General features: G+C 54.0%; 18 protein-coding genes. 12 read left to right on the top strand and 6 right to left on the bottom strand.

Annotated elements, in window-relative coordinates:
* Positions 1–367: 367 nt before the first annotated feature.
* Complete coding sequence (locus tag ACMXYI_RS24815) at positions 368–799, bottom strand: RidA family protein (protein WP_415769502.1); 432 nt, start codon at positions 797–799, stop codon at positions 368–370.
* A 381-nt stretch (positions 800–1,180) separates the two neighbouring features.
* Between ACMXYI_RS24815 and ACMXYI_RS24810 the strand changes: the two genes are divergently transcribed.
* The 12 genes from ACMXYI_RS24810 to ACMXYI_RS24755 all read left to right on the top strand — a co-directional run bounded on the left by ACMXYI_RS24810 (position 1,181) and on the right by ACMXYI_RS24755 (position 19,731).
* Positions 1,181–1,762, top strand: a complete 582-nt coding sequence (locus ACMXYI_RS24810; protein WP_415769501.1) for a TetR/AcrR family transcriptional regulator — start codon at positions 1,181–1,183, stop codon at positions 1,760–1,762.
* A gap of 190 nt (positions 1,763–1,952) precedes the next feature.
* Positions 1,953–2,834, top strand: coding sequence for an NAD(P)-dependent oxidoreductase (locus ACMXYI_RS24805; protein ID WP_415769500.1), 882 nt, complete (start codon positions 1,953–1,955; stop codon positions 2,832–2,834).
* Between the two features lie 71 nt (positions 2,835–2,905).
* Positions 2,906–3,655: a maleate cis-trans isomerase family protein gene (locus ACMXYI_RS24800; protein ID WP_415769499.1), complete on the top strand. Its 750-nt coding sequence runs from the start codon at positions 2,906–2,908 to the stop codon at positions 3,653–3,655.
* A gap of 180 nt (positions 3,656–3,835) precedes the next feature.
* Positions 3,836–7,759 carry an amino acid adenylation domain-containing protein gene (locus tag ACMXYI_RS24795; RefSeq protein ID WP_415769498.1) on the top strand — a complete coding sequence of 1,308 codons (3,924 nt, stop codon included), beginning with the start codon at positions 3,836–3,838 and terminating at the stop codon, positions 7,757–7,759.
* A gap of 11 nt (positions 7,760–7,770) precedes the next feature.
* Positions 7,771–7,995: a tautomerase family protein gene (locus ACMXYI_RS24790; protein WP_415769497.1), complete on the top strand. Its 225-nt coding sequence runs from the start codon at positions 7,771–7,773 to the stop codon at positions 7,993–7,995.
* Between the two features lie 15 nt (positions 7,996–8,010).
* Positions 8,011–9,225, top strand: a complete 1,215-nt coding sequence (locus ACMXYI_RS24785; RefSeq protein WP_415769496.1) for an MFS transporter — start codon at positions 8,011–8,013, stop codon at positions 9,223–9,225.
* 482 nt (positions 9,226–9,707) lie between these two features.
* Positions 9,708–10,223, top strand: coding sequence for an Hcp family type VI secretion system effector (locus ACMXYI_RS24780; RefSeq protein ID WP_008153825.1), 516 nt, complete (start codon positions 9,708–9,710; stop codon positions 10,221–10,223).
* Positions 10,224–10,354: 131 nt separating this feature from the next.
* Positions 10,355–13,261, top strand: coding sequence for a type VI secretion system tip protein VgrG (locus ACMXYI_RS24775; RefSeq protein WP_415769495.1), 2,907 nt, complete (start codon positions 10,355–10,357; stop codon positions 13,259–13,261).
* The gene (locus ACMXYI_RS24770) at positions 13,258–17,943 is read left to right on the top strand and encodes an RHS repeat-associated core domain-containing protein (RefSeq protein WP_415769494.1); all 4,686 of its coding nucleotides are present in this window, start codon (positions 13,258–13,260) and stop codon (positions 17,941–17,943) included. Before ACMXYI_RS24775 ends, ACMXYI_RS24770 begins: the two co-directional genes overlap by 4 nt.
* Positions 17,933–18,415, top strand: coding sequence for a DUF4265 domain-containing protein (locus ACMXYI_RS24765; RefSeq protein WP_415769493.1), 483 nt, complete (start codon positions 17,933–17,935; stop codon positions 18,413–18,415). The genes ACMXYI_RS24770 and ACMXYI_RS24765 overlap by 11 nt, the downstream gene beginning before the upstream one ends.
* 66 nt (positions 18,416–18,481) lie before the next feature.
* Entirely contained in the window at positions 18,482–18,745 is a 264-nt protein-coding gene (locus ACMXYI_RS24760) for a PAAR domain-containing protein (RefSeq protein WP_415769492.1), read from the top strand.
* Positions 18,746–19,110: 365 nt separating this feature from the next.
* Positions 19,111–19,731, top strand: a complete 621-nt coding sequence (locus ACMXYI_RS24755; protein WP_415769491.1) for a hypothetical protein — start codon at positions 19,111–19,113, stop codon at positions 19,729–19,731.
* Positions 19,732–20,198: 467 nt separating this feature from the next.
* On the opposite strand, the gene ACMXYI_RS24750 is transcribed toward ACMXYI_RS24755, so the two are convergent.
* The 5 genes from ACMXYI_RS24750 to ACMXYI_RS24730 form a co-directional block, all read right to left on the bottom strand.
* Positions 20,199–21,191, bottom strand: a complete 993-nt coding sequence (locus tag ACMXYI_RS24750) for a LacI family DNA-binding transcriptional regulator (protein WP_415769490.1) — start codon at positions 21,189–21,191, stop codon at positions 20,199–20,201.
* Positions 21,192–21,266: 75 nt separating this feature from the next.
* Positions 21,267–22,769, bottom strand: a complete 1,503-nt coding sequence (locus tag ACMXYI_RS24745) for a glycoside hydrolase family 32 protein (protein WP_415769489.1) — start codon at positions 22,767–22,769, stop codon at positions 21,267–21,269.
* The gene (locus ACMXYI_RS24740; protein WP_415769488.1) at positions 22,766–23,911 is read right to left on the bottom strand and encodes an ABC transporter ATP-binding protein; all 1,146 of its coding nucleotides are present in this window, start codon (positions 23,909–23,911) and stop codon (positions 22,766–22,768) included. The genes ACMXYI_RS24745 and ACMXYI_RS24740 overlap by 4 nt, the downstream gene beginning before the upstream one ends.
* Positions 23,912–23,938: 27 nt before the next feature.
* On the bottom strand, positions 23,939–24,781 hold the full coding sequence (locus ACMXYI_RS24735) for a carbohydrate ABC transporter permease (RefSeq protein WP_046048665.1): 843 nt from the start codon (positions 24,779–24,781) through the stop codon (positions 23,939–23,941).
* Positions 24,778–25,740 carry a carbohydrate ABC transporter permease gene (locus ACMXYI_RS24730; RefSeq protein ID WP_415769487.1) on the bottom strand — a complete coding sequence of 321 codons (963 nt, stop codon included), beginning with the start codon at positions 25,738–25,740 and terminating at the stop codon, positions 24,778–24,780. Before ACMXYI_RS24730 ends, ACMXYI_RS24735 begins: the two co-directional genes overlap by 4 nt.
* Positions 25,741–25,753 lie beyond the last annotated feature (13 nt).

Here is a 25,753-nt window from a genome sequence, read left to right as displayed (position 1 = left end):
CGGCTGACTTCCTCAGGGCGTGAAGTGGCCGGTCGTGGAGGGCGGCTTTCGACTCTGATAGGGGGGGCTGAAAAATCTGATGCGATTGAGTTTGCACAGATCGTTACGTAGTGAGGACAAGAACAGCCCAGCCAAAGGAGGCGCCGACGATCCGGTCGAAATCCAGGTCGGGGCGAATAATATCTTGAGCAATATTCAGCGAGCCGGTGAGGCGATGGCCTCACAGGCCGGCGGGTAAAATCTTTCTAAAACTGCACCCTAGTTACAACTGCGTCTCGTCTTGGGTGTTACCAGAGCGTCGATATACAAAGGGGTGAATCGGCCATGTATAACAACAACAAAAAGTTTTGAGATGCTCTCTTGGTCCTCAACTGCCAACAGCAATAACATCAACCTCTACTAATGTACCTGGTAGCGGCAGGGCGACAACCTGAACAGCGGTTCGAGTTGGCTTGTTTGGCTGATCTGAAGACCCGAAAAACATATTGTAACCCTGCTGGAAGCCTGAGAAATCGAGTTTTCCCTCCAACTCTACGGTTCCCACAAGAAAGACTCGAATTTGAATAATATCCGCCATGGACAAATTGCGCCCTTGCAGGATTTTATTGATTTTATTGAACACCGAAAGGGTCTGTGTTTTTGTGTCGCCGTAGGACGATACTGTGCCTGGAGGTGCTTCAATATCAGAAATATCCGCCAGAATACCGCTGACGTACGTAAGAGAGGATGTGGCCGGGATAGTCACAGTCTCTGAATACGCCGCAGTTTCAAGGCCGGTGCGCACGATGTCCATATTCATATATAAATCCTTTGCTGATAGGTTTTTAACGTCAGCTAGCCGCTCGATTTACAGTATCGAGGACGCAACTGTACGGAGTAAGCGTGAGAGTTGAATGAGCTTTAGTAAAAATCAAGTGAACAGCATTAACTCAAGGCCTGAGCTTTTTTTACGCTGCACGATTTCAAACCTTGTTGCAAGAAATTTCGAAACAATCCCCAGAGATGAAAAAAACTTGCGGAGGTCCACTGAGTTTTTTTGCTGTGAAGATTGTTCCTTGAACCATCGCGCTGTCTGGGGTGGACGGCAGGAGCCCGGATTTCAAGGTGGGAATCGGGTGTTGACTATCTGAAATAGAAGCTTTAAATTATTTGGAACGATCATTCCAGAGCGCGCAACCCTATGAGACCCAAGGAGTTTGACTCAGATGCCATAGCCGAAGCGGCTATGCGTGTTTTTTGGTTGCGAGGGTATAGCGGGGCAAGCATTCAGCATCTTGTAGAAGGAACAGGGCTTGGACGCGGAAGTCTCTACAATGCGTTCGGTAGCAAACTGGGTCTCTACGAGTTTGCGCTACGTCGTTATTACCAACTCACTGCGCCAAACATCTCGATTTTATCCGAGGAAGGGTTGGTACGAGATATCGTGCGCAAATTGCTGATGAAGATTGTTTCGGAAGAACTCAATGATAAAGAGAGTCTGGGATGCATGGTCGCCAATGCCTCGTTGGAGTTGGCAAGGCATGACCAAGACATAGCAAATTTGGTCGCCCAAAACTTTACCCGTATGGAGCGTGCCCTCAAGGAGTTGATAAAACGAGGCCAGGAGAGCGGTGAAATATCAGCAGAAAAAAAACCGGGCGCCCTCGCCAGATTTTTTGTCAGTACCATTCAGGGTATTAGGGTGCTCGGCAAAGGGAGTGAACAAGAAGAACGCGCGGAAAGACTGGAAGATATTGTTGATGTCGCAATAAGCGCTCTTTGAGAGCAAAGATTTTGCAGTGGCTAGGTGAGTAGATTTTTTTTGCCTAGTATTGTACCGATCGTTCCAGAATGCAGGCTGTTTTAGACAAACGTGTTAATGGGATGTAAACGGGCGCTGAGCATATCTATTGCTAAAGCGCCTTTGCTGTACTGATTGATAAACTTAAGCTAACGATCGATAGGGATATAAAATGACTAACTTTTCGCAAGCATCCGCTCAATCCAAAACGGTTGCGGTACTTGGGACTGGCATTATCGGGGCTGCGGTAGCGCGTAACCTCCAAAAAAATGCATTCAACGTAAATGCGTGGAACCGTACTTATGAGAAAGCAACAGCTCTTTCGGTTTCGGGCGTCGAAGTGTTTGAAAAAGCAGAAGATGCGGTACGTGGTGCAAGTATTGTCCTGACTGTGTTGAAAGACGGTCCAGCAGTACTTGAGGCGATGAAAGCCGCGCTGCCAGGCCTTGCAAAAGGTACAGTTTGGCTTCAGTTGAGCACCGTAGGTGTCAAAGCGAATGAAGAACTGACTGCATTTGCCGAGCAACATGGTCTCGAGTTCTATGACGCACCGGTTCAAGGCACTCGTGGACCTGCCGAACAAGGGCAACTGATTATCATTGCATCCGGCAGTCTGTCGCAACGTGAAGCGATTCAACCAATCTTCGATGCGATCGGCAAACGCACCTTGTGGGTTTCTGAGCAAAGCGGTGTTAGCAGCAAGTTGAAATTGGCCCTTAATAGCTGGGCTTTCGCCCTCACTCACGGCATTGCAGAAAGTTTGTCTATCGCGGAGGCGCTAGGCGTTGATCCTGCTCTAGTGGTTGATGTTGTGAAAGGCGGTCCTATGGACAGCATGTATTTTCAGCTGAAGGCGGCGTCGATTCTGTCCGGCGATTACACCGTTAGCTTCTCGGTGGCGAACGCTGTCAAAGACGCTGAGCTGGTCGTTGAGGCAGCCAAGGAGGCTGGCGTAAAAGTAGATGCTGTAGCGGCCGGGCTCAATCGTTTCAACCGCGCTCTGCAAGCCGGTCATGGCGACAAGGACATGGCCGCTTCGTACCTTGCTAAATAATAGCAGCAGTACTGTGTAGACCCCACGAACTATATAGGCCGATGCTAATACCATCGGCTTTGAGATAAATTATGTTTGATGCACTTGGATTTCGCCTGAAAGTAGGGATTGTACTCCCTTCAACTAACACTTCCATGCAGCCAGAAACAGACTCTCTCAGGGTGCAGGGAGTTACCAATCATGCAAGCAGGATGCTGATTCAAGACCAGTTGATGGACAAGCAAGCTGGTTTCAATAGTGTCTTGAACAATATCCGAACGTCCACAGGGGATGCTATTCATAGCTTGCTCACGTGCAAGCCAGACAGGGTGATTATTGGTGTTTCACCCGAGAGTTATTGGGATGGCCCCGGGAGCCATGAACGTGTAATGGATTCATTTTTGACCATGACCGGAGGTGTACCCGTAACGACCAGTCCGGATGCCTATCAAGCGGCATTTAGAGCCTTTGGCAATATCAAGCGTATCGCGGTAATAACCCCGTACCTGCCAGTGGGTGATAATACTGTCAGCAAGTTCTTTACGGATAATGGTTATGAGGTCGTTGCAATTCAGGGGCTTGGAGCCTACAGCCCAGCCCAGATATCGCACATCTCCCAAGAGAAAATATTTCAGACTATCAAGGAAGTTGATAGCGCTGATGTGGAAGCCATTGTCCAGGTAGGTACAAATGTCGCAATGGCTCGTGCGGCTGCGATTGCTGAGGCTTGGTTAAATAAACCAGTCATCTCCAATAATGTTGTGCTCTATTGGCATGCGCTGAGACAGAGTGGCCTAGTAGACTCTTTCAGCGGATTTGGGTCTCTTCTAGAAAATCACTAATAAATATTTAAACAGTTCTGAAGCTTTCGTTTCGGAACTCTGCGTCATGAAAATCGGTGCGACGACTGCTAGTCGCCGACTAATGTTCGAATGAAATATCTGACTTGGCGATCATGTTAATGATGTGTCTAGCTTTGCTGTGCCGATTTTTCAAATACTAAAATAAAGGAAAGGAATCAAATGAAGGTCGCAGATTCAATCACTGTAGGGAAACAGACGTCCGATAAAGAAAAGTACAAAAAATTTTCAGATGGTAGTGACTTGACACTGGTGGATTTGTTTCTACATCAATGCTCGGAGTCTCCAGAAGTTGTAGCGGTGACTGGAGAGGAAGGAGCTTTGACCTATTCAGAGCTGGAAGTAAAAAGCAAGTTGCTTTCTGATGAGTTTGTAAGTTTCGGTGTTCGAGTAAATGAATGTATCGGCATTTATGCTGAGCCCTCAATGGATATGATGATTGGTACATGGGGGATTCTCCGCGCCGGGTGTGCCTATCTGCCGTTGGCTCCAGAATATCCCGATGAACGAGTCCGTTATATGATTGAGGACTCGAAGATCAAAGTGATTTTTACCCAGGTTCATTTAGTCAAAAAGCTGAAGGAGCTGGCTCTTTCTGACGTGATCATTGTCACGCTGAACGACGTCAAGCTGAAATCAAATTTTGAGGCCGACTCCTCAAATGCGCGGACTAAAAGGCTGGTAGGTAGCTGCCTCGCCTATGTTATTTACACGTCGGGTACAACCGGAAAACCGAAAGGCGTTGAGATTGAGCATCGTAGCATTCTTAACCAGTTGCTGTGGTTGAATAAAGAATACAAAATTGATAGTAAGAAAACGATCTTGCGCAAAACACCCATGAGCTTTGACGCTGCGCAATGGGAAATTCTCTCTGTCGCACTGGGTTCCAAAATAGTGATGGGCAAGTCAGGTATCTATCGCGATCCCTGCGCGATGATAGAAACCATACAACAATTCAAAGTCAGCACTATTCAGTGCGTTCCTACATTATTACAGGCACTGATTGATGAGCCAGAATTCGTAGCGTGTACAACTCTTTCGCAGATTTTTAGTGGCGGTGAAGCACTCACGCGAAAGCTTGCGAAAAGCTGCCTCGAGGTGATGCCGGGGTGCAGCCTGATAAATCTTTACGGCCCTACTGAGTGCACGATCAATGCGTCGGCCGTCACGGTCGATAACCAGATGGTTTTAGATGGCCCTAAGGTAATCTCCATCGGTTTTCCAGTTAGTAACACTAGTTATTATATTGTCGATGGTCATGAAGTTGTCCCGAATACAGAAGTTGGCAGGGTCGGTGAGTTGTATATTGGTGGTCTGCAGGTCGCCCGTGGCTATTTGAATAAGCCGGAGCAGACGGCCGAAAAATTTATAAATTTATCGGTAGGCGACGCCAAACAAAAGATTCGACTTTATCGAACTGGCGACCTCGCAAGCTGGAATAGGGATCGCAGTGTTCAATTCGTTGGTCGCGTCGATAACCAAGTAAAACTACGGGGTTATCGTATTGAGTTGGACGAAATTCGTGTGGCCATTGAGAATCATGATTGGGTAAAAAGCGCTGCCGCTATTATTGATAGTGATTCACACACGGGTGTTCAGACTCTAATCGCGTGTTTAGAGTTGAATCCACGTGAGGCAACGCTGATGGATCAAGGAAACCATGGTGCTCATCATCAATCGAAGGAGGGTCGAGTCCAGGTCAAGGCACAACTGAGCAACCTTGGGTTGCGAAGCGATGCGGAAAATGCAGGGAAACCGGTCATCGTTCTTCCTCATAAAATGGCTTCAAAGCAACAAAGGAAGCAAGCGTTTGCTCGGAAAACATACCGTTTTTTCGAAGGCGAAGCGATCTGTAAAAAAGATATTTTAGAATTGCTGGAGCACCGCATCATCGCAACAGAGTCGACAAGTATCAGCGAAGTTTCCATTAGCACGCTCGGAGAAATACTTCGAACGCTCGGCCCCTTTACAAGCCAGGAGCGTTTGTTACCGAAGTATGCTTATGCGTCGCCAGGTGCTCTTTATGCGACGCAGCTTTATCTCGAAATTCACAATGTCGCAGGCATTATTTCAGGTTACTACTATTTTTCACCGGTTGACCATGAGCTCGTTTTAATTCAACCGATCGAGGGAGGGCGCACTCACGGATTAACCATCCACTTTATGGGCAAAAAGTCAGCCATCGAAGCGGTCTACAAGAATAATGTAATTGAAGTTCTGGATATGGAAGCAGGGCACATACTCGGATTGCTCGACTGTGTTTTGCCCGCTTATGGATTAGGTATTGGAATTGGACATTTTACGCCTAATGTCAGGATGTTTTTGGATTGTACAAGTGATAATTTTTATATCGGCAGTTACGATGTCGTGCCTTCGGCGGATAGACGTTTGGGTGGGGCGGTAGAGTTACTGGTCCAGGCCCATGCAGGTAAAGTAATGGATCTTAACGAAGGTCAGTATCGATATTCAAACGGTGAGTTCTTGAAGATTTCCTCTGATTTGATATTGAAAAAGCATGTGATTGCAATTAATCAGCGGACGTATGAAAACTCAAGTTTCGGTATCTCAATTGTCAGTAAAACCTTCGACGGTTGGAGCAACTATATTGACCTCGGTAGAAGACTTCAACAACTACAGCAAAATGGAATTAATATCGGGTTGATGTCCTCTGGATACAGCAGCAAGACCGGAAATGATTTGCTGACCGCCAAGAGATTGAACGCGATCTTGAAAGATGCAGATTTCGGCTCTGGCCCTTCGTATTTTGCCCTGGCTGGTCGAGTCAGTGAAGAGCAGATTCGTAGTGAAGGGATGAAAGAAGATGCTGTGCATTCAAAAGGGCCAGCGGAAATAATAAAGCAGGATTTGATCAGTTTTTTGCCTGAGTACATGATTCCCAATAAAATTATTGTACTTGATAAATTACCTCTGTCCTCCAATGGGAAAGTTAATATTCAGCTGCTTAAATCTCTCGTTGAGGGGCAGCGCGTAAAAAGAGCATATATCTTGCCCCGCTCTGTCATGGAGAAAGAAGTTGCGCGGATATGGCAAGATGTTATGAGTTGTGAGTCATTGTCAGTAACCGATGATTTTTTTGAAGTGGGCGGGAACTCGCTGCTTGCTGTTGTGTTAATCAACAAGATCAATAAAGCTTTGAAAGCTTCGCTGCCTCTGCAAACCATTTTCTCAGCTGCAACGGTTGAATCACTTGCCATGCTTCTTGAGGAAAGGAAAACACAGCAAATTTCTCGTTTAATTAAATTGAATGTTGAATCAACCGGTGCGCCAATTTATTGCTGGCCAGGACTTGGCGGATATCCAATGAATTTGCGCTTGCTTGCAACAAGTAACGGTTTGAACAGGCCGTTTTTTGCTGTGCAGGCACTGGGTATCAATGAAGGGGAGGTTCCCTATTCAACGATCAAAGCGATGGCGGCGCAAGATATTAAACTAATCAAGGAACATCAAAAACAAGGTCCGTATACGCTGTGGGGGTACTCTTTTGGTGCGCGAGTCTCCTTTGAGGTTGCGTATCAACTCGAGCAGGCAGGGGACATTGTTGATAATTTGTTTTTGATTGCTCCAGGTTCACCTGAAGCACGGAAATCAGAAAATTCTGTATCGGTGCACTCGACAAACAGACTTAATCGGGATTATTTGACAATTCTCTATTCTGTTTTTTCCAGTTCTATCTCAGATCCTGAACTTGCTCAGTGCTTGTCGTCGGTGACGACGAATGAAGACTTCATCGAGTTTGTGGCCGCTCGGTACCCAAGCTTAGAGTCGAGTGTTATTGAAAGGATCGTAAAAATTGTTGAGTTGACCTATGAGTTTAAATACACATTCAAGGAGCTGACTGAACACACGATCATTGCCCCGATTTCAATTTTCAAGGCGATTGGTGATGATTACTCGTTCCTTGAGGCCTCTTTAGGCGGTCTCACAGCAACTCATCAGGTGTTTGAACTTGGTTTTGATCACTATGAAATTCTAAAGGAGGCAGGAGTAAATAACCTGGTTGATGCGATTGCATCAAGAATGATGCAGCTTGAAGCGGTGGCACCTAAAGCTTCAATTTCTTTGTAGAGGGTGCCGTCATGCCCCATGTCAATATTAAGTATTTTCGTAACGACATTTCTGAAGAGCAGAAGCGACAGATCAACGAAAGTGTTTCGCAGTTACTGGAGTCGATTTTTTCGTGCAGTGCAAATGTAATATCAATAGCGCTCGAGCCTATTGACCCCCTTGGATGGCACGCGGAGGTTTATGAGCCCGAGATCCTGCAGCGTGCACATCTACTTTGCAAAGTCCCAAATTATTAAAGCGGTGAATGTATTATGACAGCTCAGGATAATAGCTTTTCCAGTCGACCGATTTCCGATATCGACTATAGCGAGCGTATTCCCATTTGGAAGCTGCTGGCGTTTACGTTAGCGGGTTTCATTGCCATCATGACTGAAACAATGCCGGCGGGCCTGTTACCTCAGATTGGGTTGAGCCTCGGAGTTTCAGAAGCGTTTGCCGGTCAGTTGGTAACCCTTTATGCCTTGGGTTCGGTTTTAGCGGCGATCCCTATCGTTGCGGCCACCCGCAGCTGGCGGAGGAGACCACTGTTTCTTCTGGCTATTTTTGGCTTGCTGGTTTTCAACTCGATTACGGCGCTTTCTTCCAATTTCGTCGTGATACTTGTCTCGCGTTTTATCGCGGGGATGGCCGCGGGTCTTATTTGGGGACTGCTGGCTGGCTATGCCAGACGTATGGTACCTAACCATCTTCAGGGGCGAGCGTTGGCCATTGTCGGTGTGGGCCAACCCATTGCTCTGTCGATTGGCGTTCCCTTGGGGACCTGGTTGGGCGGCCTTTCGGATTGGAGGGGTGTATTTTGGATAATGTCAGGGCTCTCATTTGCTCTGTTGATTTGGGTCAGATCCTGTGTTCCGGATTTCCCAGGCCAGTCGTCTTCAAAGCGTCAATCCATTCGAGCCATTTTTCTTACTCCGGGTATCCGGTCAGTGCTCTTCGTGATATTCGCCTGGATCTTGGCCCACAACATTCTCTACACCTATATCGCGCCTTACCTGGCGTCTGTCGGCCTCGCCGAGTATGTTGATTTGGTGTTGTTTTTGTTTGGTGCGTCTTCCGTCCTGGGAATCTGGATAACCGGGGTGTTTGTAGATCGCTCACTCAGGACTCTGACTATTCTTAGTCTTGCGCTGTTTGCCGTGGCTGCATTAATCATTGGCATCGCCAATGGCAGCTCAACTATCACTCTGGTGGGTATCGCCTTGTGGGGGCTGACCTTTGGTGGGGCGCCAACGCTGTTACAGACGGCTATCGCGGATAATGCGGGTGAGGGGACTGATGTCGCACAATCAATGTTGGTCACCGTGTTTAATCTCGCGGTCGCCGGCGGCGGGCTTCTAGGGGGCGTGTTACTTCAGTATGCAGGTCCTGGCTCTTTCCCTTGGGCTCTATTCGTTCTTGCAGTCCTGAGTCTACTGGCCGTATGGAATGCGAGTAGTCATGGATTCCAACCTGGTCGTCGTTCATAAGTATTTTTGAACTGTCGACTGCGTATTATTTGGCGGCTTTGTCACAGCTAATGTGGTACTCCTGTTTTACGGGAGTGCTGCAGCCTTACCGTGCTGCTTGACCTTGCGGTCATATTAGACAGCCGACATTTGCCTTGAATTTAGTCACTCATGAACAGGGCAAACGTGAAGTGGTGACATTTTGCGAATGTGCGCAAAAAGTTGCGCAGTCAACTGCCAAAATCTGCCTGATAAGTCGCTACAGACCACGCCATTAGAGGCTTACAGCCAAGTGCGCAAGAAGTTGCGCAGTACTGCGCAACTTCTTGCGCACTTGGCGTTATTTCCTACAGAAAAAGTTGAAGAGAAATTCGGCGAATGTCGCGCAAACCCTTGATGCGTAATGGCTAGATGATGGCTGGTATGGATTTTGATCTCACCGCCGACACCTGGGCAGGCAATCACGCCGTCCGGTCCTGTCTTTTGAGCAAGGAGAGCCTCCCATGGCAACACCAGCGTACATGTCCGTCACTGGCGAGAAACAAGGTCTGATCACTGCCGGCGCATTCACCGCCGACTCGGTTGGCAACACCTACCAGGAAGGTCACGAAGACCAGGTCATGGTTCAGGCTTTCAGCCACGACGTGATCATCCCGCGTGACCCGCAGTCCGGCCAACCGACCGGTCAGCGCGTCCACAAGCCAGTCGTGATCACCAAGGTGTACGACAAGGCTTCGCCACTGCTGCAGGCGGCTCTGACCTCCGGCGAGCGCATGAGCGAAATCGTTATCCAGTGGTACCGCACCTCGGCTCAAGGGACCCAAGAGCACTACTACACCACCAAACTGGAAGACGCGATCATCGTCGCCATCAACAACAAAATGCACAACTGCCAGGACCCGTCGAACTCGCACTTCACTCACCTGGAAGAAGTGCAATTCACCTACCGCAAAATCACCTGGACCCACGAAGTATCCGGTACTTCGGGTTCCGATGACTGGCGCGTTCCGGTCGCCTGATCCAGGCTGACCGTTTCCCCCTCGGCCAGCACGGCTGGTCGAGGCGGGTTGTTGTCCCCTAAAGAATTTTTGCAGTCGTTGATCGCCAACGGGCATCGACGAGTGCCGCAACATCGCATGAGGAACAAGGAATGTTCGCACCGGCCAATCAGACCCATTTCAGCCTGACCATCGATGGGGCGGACAGCTATTTTCAGGTGCTGTCCTTCACCGGCCGGGAAGCGCTCAACCAGCCGTTCGAGTTCGAACTGGAACTGGTCAGCGAAAAAGCCTCGATCAACCTCGAAAGCGTGTTGCACAAACTGGCTTTTCTGCAGCTGTCACCCTCGGGCACCGGCATTCATGGGTTGGTCTACAGCATTGCCCAAGGCGAGGCCGGCAAGCGCCTGACCCGCTACCGGATTTCCCTGCGTCCGCAACTGGCGTACCTGGCGCATCGGGTCAATCAGCGCATCTTCCAGCAGATGACCGTGCCGCAGATCATCAGCCAGGTCCTGGAAGAGCACGGCATCCTCGCCAGCGAGCACAAGTTCCAGCTCAACGCGGTGTACCCCGAGCGCATTTACTGCGTGCAGTACGACGAATCCGACCTGCAATTCGTCCAGCGCCTGTGCGAGGAGGAGGGGATTCACTACCACTTCCAGCACAGCGCCAGCGGCCATTTGCTGATGTTCGGCGACGACCAGACCGTGTTCCCGAAACTGGCACCGGTGGCCTATCAGCAGGACACGGGGCTGGTCGCCGATCAGGCGGTGATCAAGCGCTTCGGCCTGCGCATGACCACCCGCACCAGCCGCACTACCCGGCGTGATTACGACTTCACCAAACCGAAAATCGAGTTGGAAAGCGACGCCAAAAGCGCGGCCAAACCGGACCTCGAGGATTACGATTACCCCGGCCGTTTTGTCGATCGCGAGCGTGGCAAACACCTGGCCACTCGCGCATTGGAACGCCATCGCAGCGACTACCGCCTGGCCGAAGGCACCGGCGATCAGCCGCTGCTGGTCACCGGGCATTTCCTCGCCCTGACCGCGCACGCCAATCCAGCGTGGAACGACCTCTGGCTGCTGACTGAAATCCTCCACGAAGGCAAGCAACCGCAGGTGCTGGAAGAAGTCATCAGCAGCGACGTTACCGATCAGAAGGACGATTTCCACCAGGGCTATCGCAACCGCTTCAGCGCGATCCCGTGGGACGTGCCGTACCGTCCGCCGCTCGATCACCCGAAACCCAAAGTCCTCGGCACCCAGAGCGCGGTGGTCACCGGCCCCGAAGGCGAGGAGATTTTCTGCGATCAATACGGTCGGGTGAAGGTGCAGTTCTTCTGGGACCGCGAAGGCCAGCACGACGACAAGACCAGTTGCTGGATGCGTGTGGCGTCGAACTGGGCCAGCCAGAACTTTGGCTCGATCAACCTGCCACGCATCGGCATGGAAGTGCTGATCACCTTCCTTGAAGGCGATCCCGATCAGCCCTTGATCACCGGTTGCCTGTACCACGGCGTGAATTTGCCACCGTACAAACTGCCTGACTTCAAGACTCTGGCCACGGTCAAGAGCAAGGAATACAAGGGCAGCCGCGCCAACGAACTGCGCATCGACGACACCACCAGCGAAATCAGCATCGCGCTGCGCAGTGACCACGGCGCCAGTGCGATCAACCTCGGTTATCTGACCCATCCACGTCCGTCCGGCGGTCAGCCGCGCGGCGAAGGGTTTGAGCTGCGTACTGACCGCCATGGCGCGGTGCGTGCGGCCGCCGGTTTGCTGATCACCACCGAACCGCGACCGAACGAATCCAGGCACCACAAGGACCTGCCGGAAACCGCCGAACGCCTGGCCACCGCGAGCGAGCAGCAGGATGGCTTCGGCATGCAGGCTCGTGAAGTGCAGGCGCAGGAAGCGGGCGATCAGGATGACGTGGCCAAGGCTCTACACGCACAGCATCAAGGCATTCTGGGCAGCGGCCCGGCGAACATGAGCGCCAACGAGTTTCCGGAATTCACCGAGCCGCATCTGGTACTCGCCAGTCCCGCCGGCATTGCCCTGAGCACCCCGCGCTCCAGCCACATCGCCACCGGTGAACACCTGGCCTTGAGCAGCACCGGCCACACCAGTTTGTCGATCGGCAAGCGCTTCCTCGCCAGCGCCAGTCGCGGCATGCGCCTGTTCGTGCAAAGCATGGGCTGGCGACTGGTCGCCGCTTCCGGCGACATCGACGTACGCGCGCTGAAGGACAGCATCAACCTGCTGGCCAAGCTCAACATCACCGCCAACGCCGATCGCATCACCATTACTGCCAAAACCGAACTGGTGATTCAGGGCGGCGGCAGCGCCACCACTTACAACGCCGGCGGCATTACCCACGCCACCACCGGGCCGTATACCGCGCACGCGGCGAACTTCGCCTATACCGGGGCGAAAAGTCTCGCGGGCGTGTTCCCCGAACAGCCGAAACCGGGCAAGGGCAACCTCGAACTGTTCAACCAGTACGCCGGGCGTCAGGGCATCAAGGAAGGCGATTATGAAGTCATCGACGCTCTGGGCAAGAGCATCAAGGGCAAGCTCGATGCGAAGGGCTTTGCCAGCGTCTCCGGCGCCGCACCGGGCCCGGCTCGCGTGCTGTTCGGCAAGGATCCGGCGGACACCTGGAGCGACGGCAGCTACATCGGCAAACCGGAATGGCCGCTGAACCCACCGGGCGCCGATGACGTGCCAAGCCAGGTGCAAGCCATGGTCGCACAGGCCTTGCCGAGCAAGAACTGGGACGTGCTGGAGAAAGGCAAAAGTCTGGCCCAGACCGGTATGAACGCCGTGCAAACCGCCCAAGGCGCAATGCAAAACGCACAACAAGTCAAAGGCGCGGTGCAGGGTGGGGTGGCTGGATTGCCGAAGCTTGCCAGTGCGGCCATGCCGAGTGCGTCGAGCATCCTCGGCGCGGCGAGCAAGAGCGGCAAGTTGCCGAGTCTGCCGGCCGTGACACCTCCCAAGACTTCCTTTAAAACCCCGGGCCTGTTGGCGGGTGAGATGCTCTCATGACGACGGAAGCTGCTGTTGTAAAACGTGAACCCCAGGTGGCGGTCGTCCCGCTCAACACCATCGACATCAAGGATGTCGGACGCGGTGCGGCGGTATTCGATGCGTGGCTGCAGTCCATCAGTGGCGGCGTGGTCACCCTCGAACGTTTGAAAAACGTTGCCGGTGGCTTGCCCGTGATCGGCAACATCATGGCGCTGGTCGATGCCTTGGGCGACATCGTCACGCTGACTAAAAGCAAACAACGAGAGTTGCTTGACTGGGTCAGTCTGGGCATCAACCTGATTGGGGTTTTACCGGCACCACCGACCATGGCGGCGGCTCGGATGAGTCTGCGTCCGACGCTATTCCTAGTGCGTCAGGAACTGCGTAACAGCGCCAAAATGCTGTTAGGTGATTCAATGATTGAGGTGTTGGTCGGGCACCTCAACGCGACCATCATTGGTACCCTGGATGACTTCGTAAAGCAGGCGCAAGGCAAACTGTCGGGCATTCTTTCGGATGCCGGCAAGCTCGGTGAACAAGTCGTCGACGAGATCGCCACGGGACTGGAGGCGGTGGTCAAGGGCAGCCTGGATACAAAGGGTGACGCTCAGGCGGCCAGTAGAAAAATAACGGCGGCCGGCGGTCAGTTATTGAGTGATCCCAAGGCCGCCATCAGTAATTTTCTCGGCGCCACTTACAGTGCCTACAAGGCTGTCGGCAAGGGCATGGCCAACAGCGCGGCGAAACATCTGCTGCCCGATCAAGCCAAAAAACTGGTACTGAGCCACACCGGTCCACTGCGCACGATGGGCCCGGAGATCAATAAACAGCTGAGCAAGCTGGGAGACCCAGGTACTCGGCATTCCATTGGCTGGTTGTTGCAGATGCTGGGCGGCGCTGTTGCCACCTGGCGCAAGCGTCGATCCCATGGGCAGGGTGCGAGTGTTAAGCCCGCAGCAACTAGTCAAGCACAGCACAAGGCTGGTGAAGGTCGGCTGGAGGCCACTAGTCGTCAAGCGCCGGCAACGAATGCAGCCAATGGAGAGAAAAACGCCACGTGCACCGGCACGTGCAATAGCATCAGTTTTGCATTGGGGTCGGAGAACCTCAGCCACACCGATTTCAGTCTGCCCGGACCATTTCCCGTCGAATGGACGCGCACCTATAGCTCACGCTTCGATGCTTTCGATAACAGCGAGCTCGGCGCACGCTGGGTGACTGAGTTCACCACCCGTTTTGACTGTCAGGGTGATGGCCTAGTGTTTTATGGTGCCGACGGCCGCAGTAGCGACTACCCATTGCCGAAGGTCGGCCTGCTCCATTATGACGCCATCGAGAACCTGACTCTGGTGCGCACCAGCGAAGACCAGTTGTTAGTCTGCTTTGGCTTCGAACGTAAGGAAACTTATGTGCGCCGGGGTCAGCGCTATCTGCTGACCGGCGTGGTACTGCGCAACGGCGCCGGGATCATGCTGCATTACGAACATCGTCACGGCGAATTGTCGGTGCTCTCGGACCTGATCACCTATCAGGATGAAATCACCAAAGTCCATCTGCACCTCGGCACAATGATCGACGATCACGGTCGGTTGATCGGCCTCTGGGACATTCGCGACGGCGTACCGCAGCGCCAACTATGTGCCTATGAGTACGACGCCTATGGCGACCTCATCCAGGGGCAGGATGAGAATGGAGCGGCCTGGTCGTATCAGTACCAGCATCACCTGATTACTCGCTACACCGACCGAACTGGCCGAGGCATGAATCTGGAATGGCAAGGCCATGGTGCTGACGCCAAAGCGGTGCGCGAATGGGCTGACGACGGCAGCTTCGACACTCGTTTGGAGTGGGACGAGAATATCCGCCTCACTTACGTCACTGACGCCCACGGCAACGAGACTTGGCACTACTACGACATACTTGGCTACACATACCGTATTCGCTACCCCGACGAGCGTACGGAATGGTTCTTCCGTGATGATGCCAAGAACGTGATCCGCCACGTTCGCACAGATGGCGGCACCAATCGCTATAGCTACGATGAGCGTGGCAACCTACTTGAACATATAAGCCCTGATGGAAGCGTGGCCCATTACGCCTATGACGACCAGGATCAACTGATCAAGATCAGCGATGCCGAGGGTGGGCAATGGCAGCGTGCTTACGACGATCACGGCAATCTGGTCGAAGCGGTCGACCCGCTGGGTAACAAAACCGAGTACGCGTACAACAAGGCCGGCCTGCCGATCGCTATCAAGGACGCGAACGGCAACGAAAAGGCCCTGGACTACAACGATGCCGGTCAGTTGGTGGAATACGTCGATTGCTCGGGCAAGACCAGCGCCTGGGAATATAACGAACTGGGGCAGATGATCTGCTTCACCGACCCTGCAGGGCAGGGCACTGAATACCAATACAAGGCCGGGCAGTTGGTGTTGATCAAACACCCGGACAAGACCGAGGAGCGCTTCGAACGTGATGCCGAGGGTCGGCTGTTGGCCCACGTCGATGGCCTGGATCGTTGCACCACCTGGAGCTACACCGCTGCCGGTTTGATTGCCGAAAGGGTGGATGCCGCCGAACAAACCCTGCGCTATCGCTGGGACCGCCTCGGCCGATTATTGGCACTGGAAAACGAAAACGAGCAGCACACTCGGTTCCATTACGATCCAGTCGGCCGACTACTGGAAGAAACCGGCTTTGATGGACGCACCACTCGCTATCAATACGATCCTGAGTCTGGTCGATTGGCCAGTACCTCAAATGGTGAGCGTATCATCGCGGTGAGCTTCGACCCCATGGGTCGGTTGATCGAACGTCGCGCCAGTTTAAGGGACAGGTCGCAGAGCGAAACTTTCGCCTACGACGGCAACGGCAATATGGTGCTCGCCACCAACGAGCAGAGCCGGTTGCAGTGGTTTTATGATCCGGTAGGGAACCTGGTGCGCGAGCACCAACACTATCTGGGGCTGGAAAAACCGATGGTTGCGGTCTGGCGGCACGAATACGATGTGCTCAACCAGTGCATCGCCACTATCCGTCCGGACGGTCATCGCGTCAGCTCGCTGACTTACGGCAGCGGGCACTTGCTAGGGTTGCGACTGGATGAGCATGACCTGATCGGCTACGAGCGTGACGATCTGCACCGCGAGGTGGCTCGCCACCAGGGCAATCGACTGCTGCAAACGCAAAAGTGGGATCCGGCGGGGCGCCTGCAGGAACAACTGCTTGGGCGTAGCGATGACAAGTCCATATTGCTCAAGCGTGAATACACCTACGACGCAGCTGGCCAGTTAACCGGTCTCAACGACAGTCGTCGCGGTCCGTTAGCCTACCGTTATGATCCGGTGGGACGACTGCTCAGCACCACCAGTCGCCTCGGCATTGAAACCTTCGCCTTCGACCCAGCCAGCAATCTGCTGGATGACAAGAACACAGAAGTCCGACGACCGCTGGATCAGGATTTGCCGCGCAACAAATTGGTCGACAACTTACTGCGTGAGTACGCAGGCACCCACTACAAGTACGACGAATGCGGTAACCAAGTCCAGCGCTGGCACAATGGCAGCCACAGTGAAATGCAGTGGGACCTGTTCGACCGTCTGGTGCATTTTGAAGATGCTCGCCTGGCGGTGGATTACTCCTATGACGCTTTAGGCCGACGCCTGCACAAGAACTCCAGTGCACATTACAAACAGCGCCCTGAGGCTGGTTCTCAGTGGAACCGGAACGAGCACGCCCGCAAACAGCGCGAGTTTGGCTGCGGTTTGACTTTGTATGGTTGGGACGGCGACAACCTGGCTTGGGAGAGCAGCCCGGCTCAGTTGGATGGTGATGCGGGACGCACCGTACACTATATCTTTGAGCCAGGCACCTTCGTGCCGGTGGCTCAAGCACTTCGGCATAAAGCGATTCATCTACCAGGACAGCCCGAGTACAGCGGCGATTACAGCTTGGACGACGATCCGCTGTGGAACCATGCCGTCACCGCACAACCGTTTGATGTCTTGGCCTGGTATCAGTGCGACCACTTGGGCACGCCTCTAGAGCTAACTGATCAGCATGGCGAAATTATCTGGAGTGCTCAGTACAAAGCGTGGGGCGGAGTTCGCGAACAACGCTCAGCATTGGCGCTGCAACACGGATTGACCAATCCGATCCGGTTTCAAGGGCAGTATCACGACTCTGAAACGGGCCTGCACTACAACCGGTACCGGTACTACGACCCAGAAACTGGACGCTTTATCTCCAAAGATCCTGTTGGGTATGCAGGTGGTATCAACCTCTACCAATACGCTCCCAATCCGACTCAGTGGATTGACCCGCTTGGTTTGGCGAAGAAGCCACCCTCAAAATACGCACTCAAGGATGGTGCCGGGGCAACTCCAAAGGATATCGCCGCGAGTAAAGTAGGTGGGGGTGATCGAACAGGGCAAACCGCTTGCCGTAAAAGGTTGTTCAAGAAAAGTAAGCCTGTAGGGGTCTACAAATGCTGGCGGTGTGGGCATACCTCTACGAACCCAGATGATATGCACCTTGGCCACAAGAATGTGCCGACCTCAAAAGGGGGGAACCTGGCAGACGTCAACGTGGATCTTGAAGGGGCATCGTGTAACCTTAGCGCAGGGAATAGTGGTTACGTAAAAGAAGGGATGTCGTGTGTTGAACGTGGAAGCTGTGGAGCACCCTATGGACGATAAACAATCACCTCTTCTGATTGAGGTGTATGTGGCAGATGACGACGGCCCGGTTTTTGAGGAACTGCCTGTTCGTCAGATTGATCAGGATACTTACGAATTACTCTCCTCACCTGGTCTCGCGCTGAATCTGGCGCGAGGAGATGTTGTTTCAATCAAAAATAAAAATGCGCCTGCGCAAGTTTTGAAACGAGGTGGCAATTTCTGTATTCAGATTTACGCCGACTACATTCCTCCGGAAGATATTTCAGCACTCGAAAACGACGTCATTCGTGAATTGAATGGGACGTTGGACGGCATATTTGGAGGCAATTTATCGTTAGCCGTCCCTGCAAAAAACGGGATGGATAAAATCAATAATTTTTTCGATAGGTTCCGCGAAAAAACCGGCATTCAGTGGTATTACGCGAACATTTACAAAAATTTCGACGATGATGACGACGATACGCTTTTGAACTGGTGGCTAGATAGTTGATGGTTACTGTCGTGATCGGCGAGCGCCTAGCGTGATGGATATCACCTCTGATTAAGGATGAACACAGTGAAAGACATCATTCGCCTAGGCGACTCCACCAGTCATGGTGGGGTGGTGCTAGAAGCATTCTCTCAAACCGACCTCAATGGCAAACCCATTGCCGGTGTCGGCCATAAGGTCAGTTGCCCTCTGTGCAAAGGAGTTTTTCCCATCGCCGAGGGCAGTAGCACCTACACAGTCGACGGAACTCCCATCGCACTGCACGGCATGAAAACCACCTGCGGTGCCAGCCTGATTGCCAGTGGTCCCAATGGCGCGGTAATCAGCTAATTCCCCACTCATTTGTATATCTCTACGCGTCCGAGTTGAGTGGCCTTTCGTCGCGTGAAGGCCGTCGATATCGAACCCAACCTGCCAGTGCCAGTACGTGATATGCGATACCGGCCAAGTGATGGCGCTGGTGTATGCCTGGATTTGGATTGGTACAAGGACTGAACCTGCATGACTCGGACGAAGGCAGCAACTGCCATTTTGCAGTGCTGGTATAGCGGGATGTTCCAATGAATCAGGGAGCTTTTCAGAGTTCTCGCCTGGTGAAATGGTTGGGTTCCACCTGTGCGTCTCTAAACATTGCTTCCAACGGGTTGATAGCCGTTGACTGAGCAGGGCAGGCGTCCAAGGTCCTGGTAAGTGGAATGCCCAAGCCCCCTCAACTCACTCGCTGGTTGGGGTTTTCTTGTTTAACGCTTACGTTGCCTTCTGGGCAATTAAAGGCCATCGGATGGGGCATCAAGCGTGCGGATGACATCTGGCGTGCGGCGTTGCGTAGAGCAGTTCGTCAACCTAATAGGCGCCCGGTCCAACGGTCAAGCACGTCTCTGGAACTGACTCCAGCGCAGCGAGCGATTGAACATCTTCAACAGCAATCATCACCACATATGCGGGCGTTACTGGGGTACTACTACGCAATGTCGGATCCAGGTTTCATCGCGTGCTCGCTGGTGCATATGCGGGAGAGTGACGACTGTTTCGTTTATGAACGTCATGAGCGTTTACAGTCCAGTATCCCGGGGGTCGATGATCTTGATCGCTCTCGGTACAAAGGCCTTGCGTACTACCTGCAGGACAGGCTTTTCCTCATCGATTACGAATCGCTGACGTCTAATGAAGTCAGTCAAACCATCCTCATCCCGAGCTTCAAAAGTCGAGTGACTCGTCTCAACGGGCTGAAGATGGGCGTTTCAGCATGTGATTACCGTAAACCGATTTCCGCTATACCTGCATCAGGCGTATGGCGGGTAGCCGCGGTCAATTGAGCGAATCGGAAAGAATAGATTTTCCCCTGGCTATTCTCATTGCCTACGACAGGGTCGCCTTTGAACGATTAGAAAGGCCAACGTCGCCGTGGTCGCGGGCTTTCTACACAACGTGGTCAAACACAATAATATTGATGATCGGATTCGAGCGTGAAGTGCGTGCTCTATGCCGAGAGCCCCGACGGAAAACAATGGCTCAATGCTAACTGGAATGGCCGTCAGAGGGTGCGTTCTAGTCTTCAACTGCGGGCGGGTGCTGACACTACCTTGGGTCGTAAGCGGCCTCCGCAGATTGACGGCTATCGATCCGAAGCTATCGACTCAACCTACTTGAAAAATACGGCAGATCGCAGCTAGGGCTTTCTTGCCCATTGTTCTCATAGAGGCCATCCAAGACTGCTACGACAGTGAGCCGAGGCAGCCGGAAATGTCCTGCCTGGGTCATCGGGATTTTCTGGCGCAATCTGTCATAGCGACGCCCTGTCCACCAATGGACAATCGACTGGCTGGGCTCCCGATGCCTCGAGGGCCTCGATCAGGTGCCGGGCAGCATTGCGACCGATCTCGTAGTACGGCAGTTGCACTGTGGTCAGCGGCGGGATGAACAGTTCGGCGATGCCGATCATGTTGTCATAGCCGAGCACGGCGACATCGTCGGGGATTTTCAGGCCCCGGCCCAACAACAGCTGATAGGCACAGAAGGCAATGCGGTCGTTGCCACAGATCAGAATGTCGAATTGGGGGCGACCCTCAATGATGTGCCGGTCGAGGATGGCTGCGGTTTCACCGTAGGCGTCATGATCGGAAAGGTCGTATTGCAGGAGTGATTCTGGCGCCAGTCCGAATGCCTCACAGGCACGTTGCAGGCCTTTTTGTCGCAGGTCCCAGGCCAGACTCTGTTTTGGCAGATTGATACACAGCGGGCGCCGATAGCCTTTGCTTAACGCGTGATGTACGGCTCGATACTGCCCCTTTTCGTCGTCTGGCACATAACTGACCAGGCGACTGTCATCGGCCAGGCAATTGGCGAGTACCAGTGGTTTGCTCTTCAAGCGTTCGGGAATGCACACCTGGCGAAATCCCATGGCGCTGAAGATCAACCCGTCGGGACGGTGCGACAACATCAGGTCGATGTTCTGGTCGGTGGGCGGGTTGCTCAACAGGTTAAGGATGAACACATTCCAGCCCGCCTGCTGCGCGGTCTGTTCGATGGACAGCAGCAACTCGACCGCGAACGGTGTGGTCGCGGTGTCCAGAGCGAACACACCGATGGTTCGCGACTGGAGGTTGTCGCCGCGCATCCTGCGCGCCGACAGGCTCGGTACGAATTGCAGTTCATCAATGGCGCGACGCACCCGCAGAAGGGTTTCGGGGCTCAGTTTTTCCGGGTTGTTGAGCGCTCGAGAAACCGTCATCAGGGACACGCCGGCCAGCTGTGCAACGTCTTTCACTGAAGTCATGCGAGGCGAGGCCGGTCAGGTTGACGCAGAATCATGACACATCGCCCGCGCTTCTCGCGACTCGAATGAGGCTGCTCATAGCCATCCCGAGGCGAGAGGCCATGCCCTGGGAATCGAGACACGCCCGCCACTCCCGCTTGCAAGAAGCTTCACACCCAGACTGTCGGGCAGCGGATAGACGCGACTGCTGAGGCTGAATCGCCCGTTTTCGTCGAACACCTCGATGGACGAACGATCGAGAAACACACGCAGTTCCAGTTGCCCTTGTGTCGGGTCTATCGCCACGCTGCGCTGACCGGTGACTTGCGCACCCGAGCGGTTACGGTCAAGCACCAGACGCTGTAGTGACGCATCGTAGTAGAGCAGGGTTTCTTCCTGGCCATTTTCGCTGCAACGCAAGGCGATTCCCAGGTGGCCGTCGGTGCAGCCGAGCAAATCCAGATGCACATGGATTTCGAGCATATCTCCATTCACTTCCGGCACCCACCGGGTTCCCGCTTCATCCCACCAGAGCGTACCCGGCAATAGCGTCTTGCGCAGAGCGGTGAGTTCCCGTGCCGGAAACACACAAAGACGATCTGCGCACAGTTCAAGTTCGCGCGGCAAACCGAGCATGCCGCACCAGTGATGGGCCTGGCTCGGCATAGGGCTTTCCCACATGTCGAGCCACGCCCACACAAGGCGCCGACCATCGGCGGCCAGGAGCGTTTGCGCGGCATAGAAATCGTGGCCGTTATCCAGTTCGATAAAAGGCCCGCCGGTGAAGTGCCACTCGCTGTCGAGTCGGCCCACTCGATAACCGGTCTGGTACTTGTTGAGCCGTTCGTAACCTTGGGGTTGCATGCCCTGGGGGGAGTACAGCAGCACATCGCGGCCGTTCAGTCGAAACAGATCCGGGCACTCCCACATATAGCCATCGCCCTCGCTGCCGCTGGACACATAATCAAGGAACTCCCAAGTATGCAGATCCGTGGAACGGTACAGCGGAAGCAGCGGCATATCGTCCAGACGTGCGCCGGCAATCAGGAACCAGTAGTCATCCTCCTTCCATACCTTGGGGTCACGAAAGTGCATGATCGTGTCTTGCGGCGCGGTCTCGATGACGGCGCCATGCTTGACGAACCGGACGCCGTCGACACTGGTGGCCAGGCACTGAACTTGACGGATCGAGCGCTCGTCACCCACGTCCCCCAGCCAAGTGTGCCCCGTGTAGATCAGCGCCAGGGTATCTCCACACACCACCGCGCTACCGGAAAAACAGCCGTCACGGTCGAAGTCATCGCCGGGTGCCAGCGCAATGGGCAGGTGCTGCCAATGAACCAGATCAGCACTTTTGGCGTGCCCCCAATACATAGGCCCCCATTTCGCTTCGAAGGGGTAATGCTGATAAAACACGTGATATTCGCCACGAAAGTACACCACCCCGTTAGGGTCGTTCATCCAGCCTGCCGGGGGAGCAATATGATAACCGGGTCGATAATCTTGGATGACGCGAGACAGGCCGTCACTCAGTGCATGCTGCGCAAGGTCAAGAGAAGAAGACGTTGGATCGCTCATAGTATTCAAAGACAAGGTCATAAGGCGCGTGCTCGGACTGAGCGCAGAGAGACGTCATTTGGCGGGTTTTCAATGGCTTGTGGGTGGCGCTCCAGGGCCGCGCCGTCGGCGTCGAACAAGTGCAGATTGCCGATCTCCAGTTGCAGTTCGACCCGATCACCCACCTGCCATCCGGCGTTAACCTCACAACGACAGATCAGTGGCTCGTCCTGACCTGTATCGAGGTGCACATAGGTTTCGCTGCCCAGGTATTCGACCACTGTCACGACGACGCCGGCGGTTCCGTCTGCCGCCTTGAGCGACACGTGTTCCGGGCGAATCCCCAGGCTCAACTGCGCGTCCGCTGCCAGGTTCGAGCTGTCAAAGGGCAGGGAGGTCATACCCAATACGGGGCAATCGACCAGACTGGTTTTGCCTGAGGCATGCAGGCGCGCCGCCAGAAAGTTCATTCTGGGCGAACCAAGAAAGCCGGCAACAAAGCGGCTCGCTGGGCGTTCATAAAGTTCGCGCGGTGAGCCGACCTGCTCCACGCGACCGCCATTGAGCACGACAATTTTGTCGGCCAGGGTCATCGCTTCCACTTGATCGTGGGTGACGTAGATCATGGTCGAGCCCAGTCGATCATGCAGCCGGGCGATTTCATTGCGCATCTGCACCCGCAACGATGCATCCAGATTGGAGAGCGGCTCATCGAACAACAAAATGTCCGGCTCCCGTGCCATAGCTCTGCCCATTGCTACACGCTGACGCTGTCCTCCAGACAGTTCCTTTGGCTTGCGTTGCAGCAGTTTGTCCAATTGCAGGATCTGCGCAGTTTTCAGCACGCGCTCGCGCATGCTGGTCTTTTCAGTCTTGGCCAGTTTGAGACCAAAACTGATGTTGTCGTAGACGCTCATGTGCGGGTACAGCGCATAAGACTGAAACACCATGCCGACGCCACGCTCGCGCGGTTCCAGGTCGTTGACCCGACGCCCGTCGATCAGCAGGTCACCGCCGCAGATCGAATCCAGTCCGGCGATCAGCCGCAGCAGGGTCGATTTTCCGCAGCCCGAAGGGCCGACGAACACCACGAATTCACCCGTTGCGATTTCCAGGCTGACGTCGCGAAGAATCCGCATGCCGCCCAACTGTTTGTTCACATTGTCTAGCTTCAATTTGATCACGATGCTGTTCCTTGTAATTGTCGGGCATCAACCCTTTAACGCGCCGGCAGTGAGACCGGAAACGATGCGGCGCTGGAAGATCAGCACCAGAATCACCAACGGGACGGTGACCAGCACCGATGCGGCCATAAGCAGTCCCCAAGGCAACTCATGGGGGCTGCCGCCGGAAATCAAGGCGATGGCGACTGGCACCGTGCGTTGTGTGTCGGTGAGGGTGAAGGTCAGGGCAAACAGGAACTCGTTCCACGCTGCGATGAAGGCTAATAAACCAGTGGTGACCAGTGCGGGCCAGAGCAGGGGCAACAGCACGCGGGTCAGCGTGACCCATGGGGACGCGCCATCCATGATTGCCGCTTCTTCCAGTTCATGGGGCAGTTGCCCCATGAAGGTGGTCAGCACCCAGACGGTGAAGGGCAGGGTGAAAATCGTGTAGCTCAGGATCAATGCCCAGGACGTGTTGTACAGGCCCAGGGCGCGGATCACTTCGAACAGCCCCGACAGCACCGCGACCTGGGGAAACATCGACACGCCAAGGACCATCATCAAGACCGTGCCACGCCCACGAAACTTCACCCGACCCAAGGCATAGGCAGCGGTCAGGCTGAGGAACAGCGCCAGCGTCACCACGCACAGTGCAACTACCAGCGAGTTGCCGATAGCCCGCAGGAATGAGGCTTGATGGAGTACCGCCGCGTAATTGGAGAAGTCGGGGTTATCGATCCAGTAGCTCACCTCGAACAAGGCGCTGGACGGCTTCAGCGAAGTCACGATGGCGTAGTAGAAAGGGAAGACCGCATACAGCAGCAACACCCCGATCAGACACCAGAATCCGAGGCGCAACAGCGCTTTTTTCAGTAGGCGGGGGCTCATGACCGGACCTCCAGTTGACGGCGTCCGAGGTAGAGATAAAGCATGGCGATCACCGCAACGACCAGAAACAGCAGCGTCGAGGCCGCGCTGCCGTAACCAACGTCCTGGAACTCCACCAGATGCTGGCGGGCATACACCGACATACTCATGGTGCTCGAAGAGTTCGAGGTCAGCACATAGATGACGTCGAATACCCGCAGGGAATCGAGGATGCGGAAGATCGCCGCCACCAACAATGCGGGCATCAGTAGGGGGAGCGTGACACGCCAGAACACCTTCAGCGGGTGAATGCCATCGACCCTGGCGGCTTCGTAACAATCACTCGGCAACATCTGCAAAGCCGCCAGCATCAGCAGCGTGACAAAAGGGACGGTCTTCCAGACGTCGACGATAATCACCGCCCACATCGACAGGTCCGCATCCGCCGTCCAGGCCAGGGGCGCGTCAATCAGGCCGAGGCTCAGCATCATATGATTGATGATGCCGAACTGGTCGTTAAGCATCCATGACCAGATCTTCGCCGAGACAATGGTAGGAATCGCCCAAGGAATCAGAATCAACGCACGCACCAGGGAACGACCGGTGAACTTGATGTTCAACAACAACGCCACCAGCAGCCCCAGTACGACTTCCAGTCCCACGGACACCACGGTGAAATGCAAGGTGTTGCGCACAGCGTTCCACCATTGCGGATCGACCAGGATGCCCGACCAACTGGTACCGTTGTGGAACAGGTAATTGCTCAAGCCAATGAAGGTTCCGCCACCGGTATCCGCCAGGTTGGCGTCGGTCAGGCTGAACCAGAATGTGCGAAGTAGCGGCCAGGCGGCCACCAGGGCCAGACACAGCAACATCGGAGTCAGAAACAACCAGGCAGCGCGTACTCGGCGACGCTGTACAGGTGTTTCCCGGGTGATTAGGTGCTCGTCATAGGGGGTAGAAGTAGCAGAGACAGACATGGTGATTTCCTTC

The organism is Pseudomonas lyxosi, from assembly GCF_047758685.1.
GTDB classification, from domain to species: Bacteria; Pseudomonadota; Gammaproteobacteria; order Pseudomonadales; family Pseudomonadaceae; genus Aquipseudomonas; species Aquipseudomonas lyxosi.
Note: the sequence above shows the minus strand (reverse complement) of the source record. Positions and strands in the feature narration are given on the sequence as shown.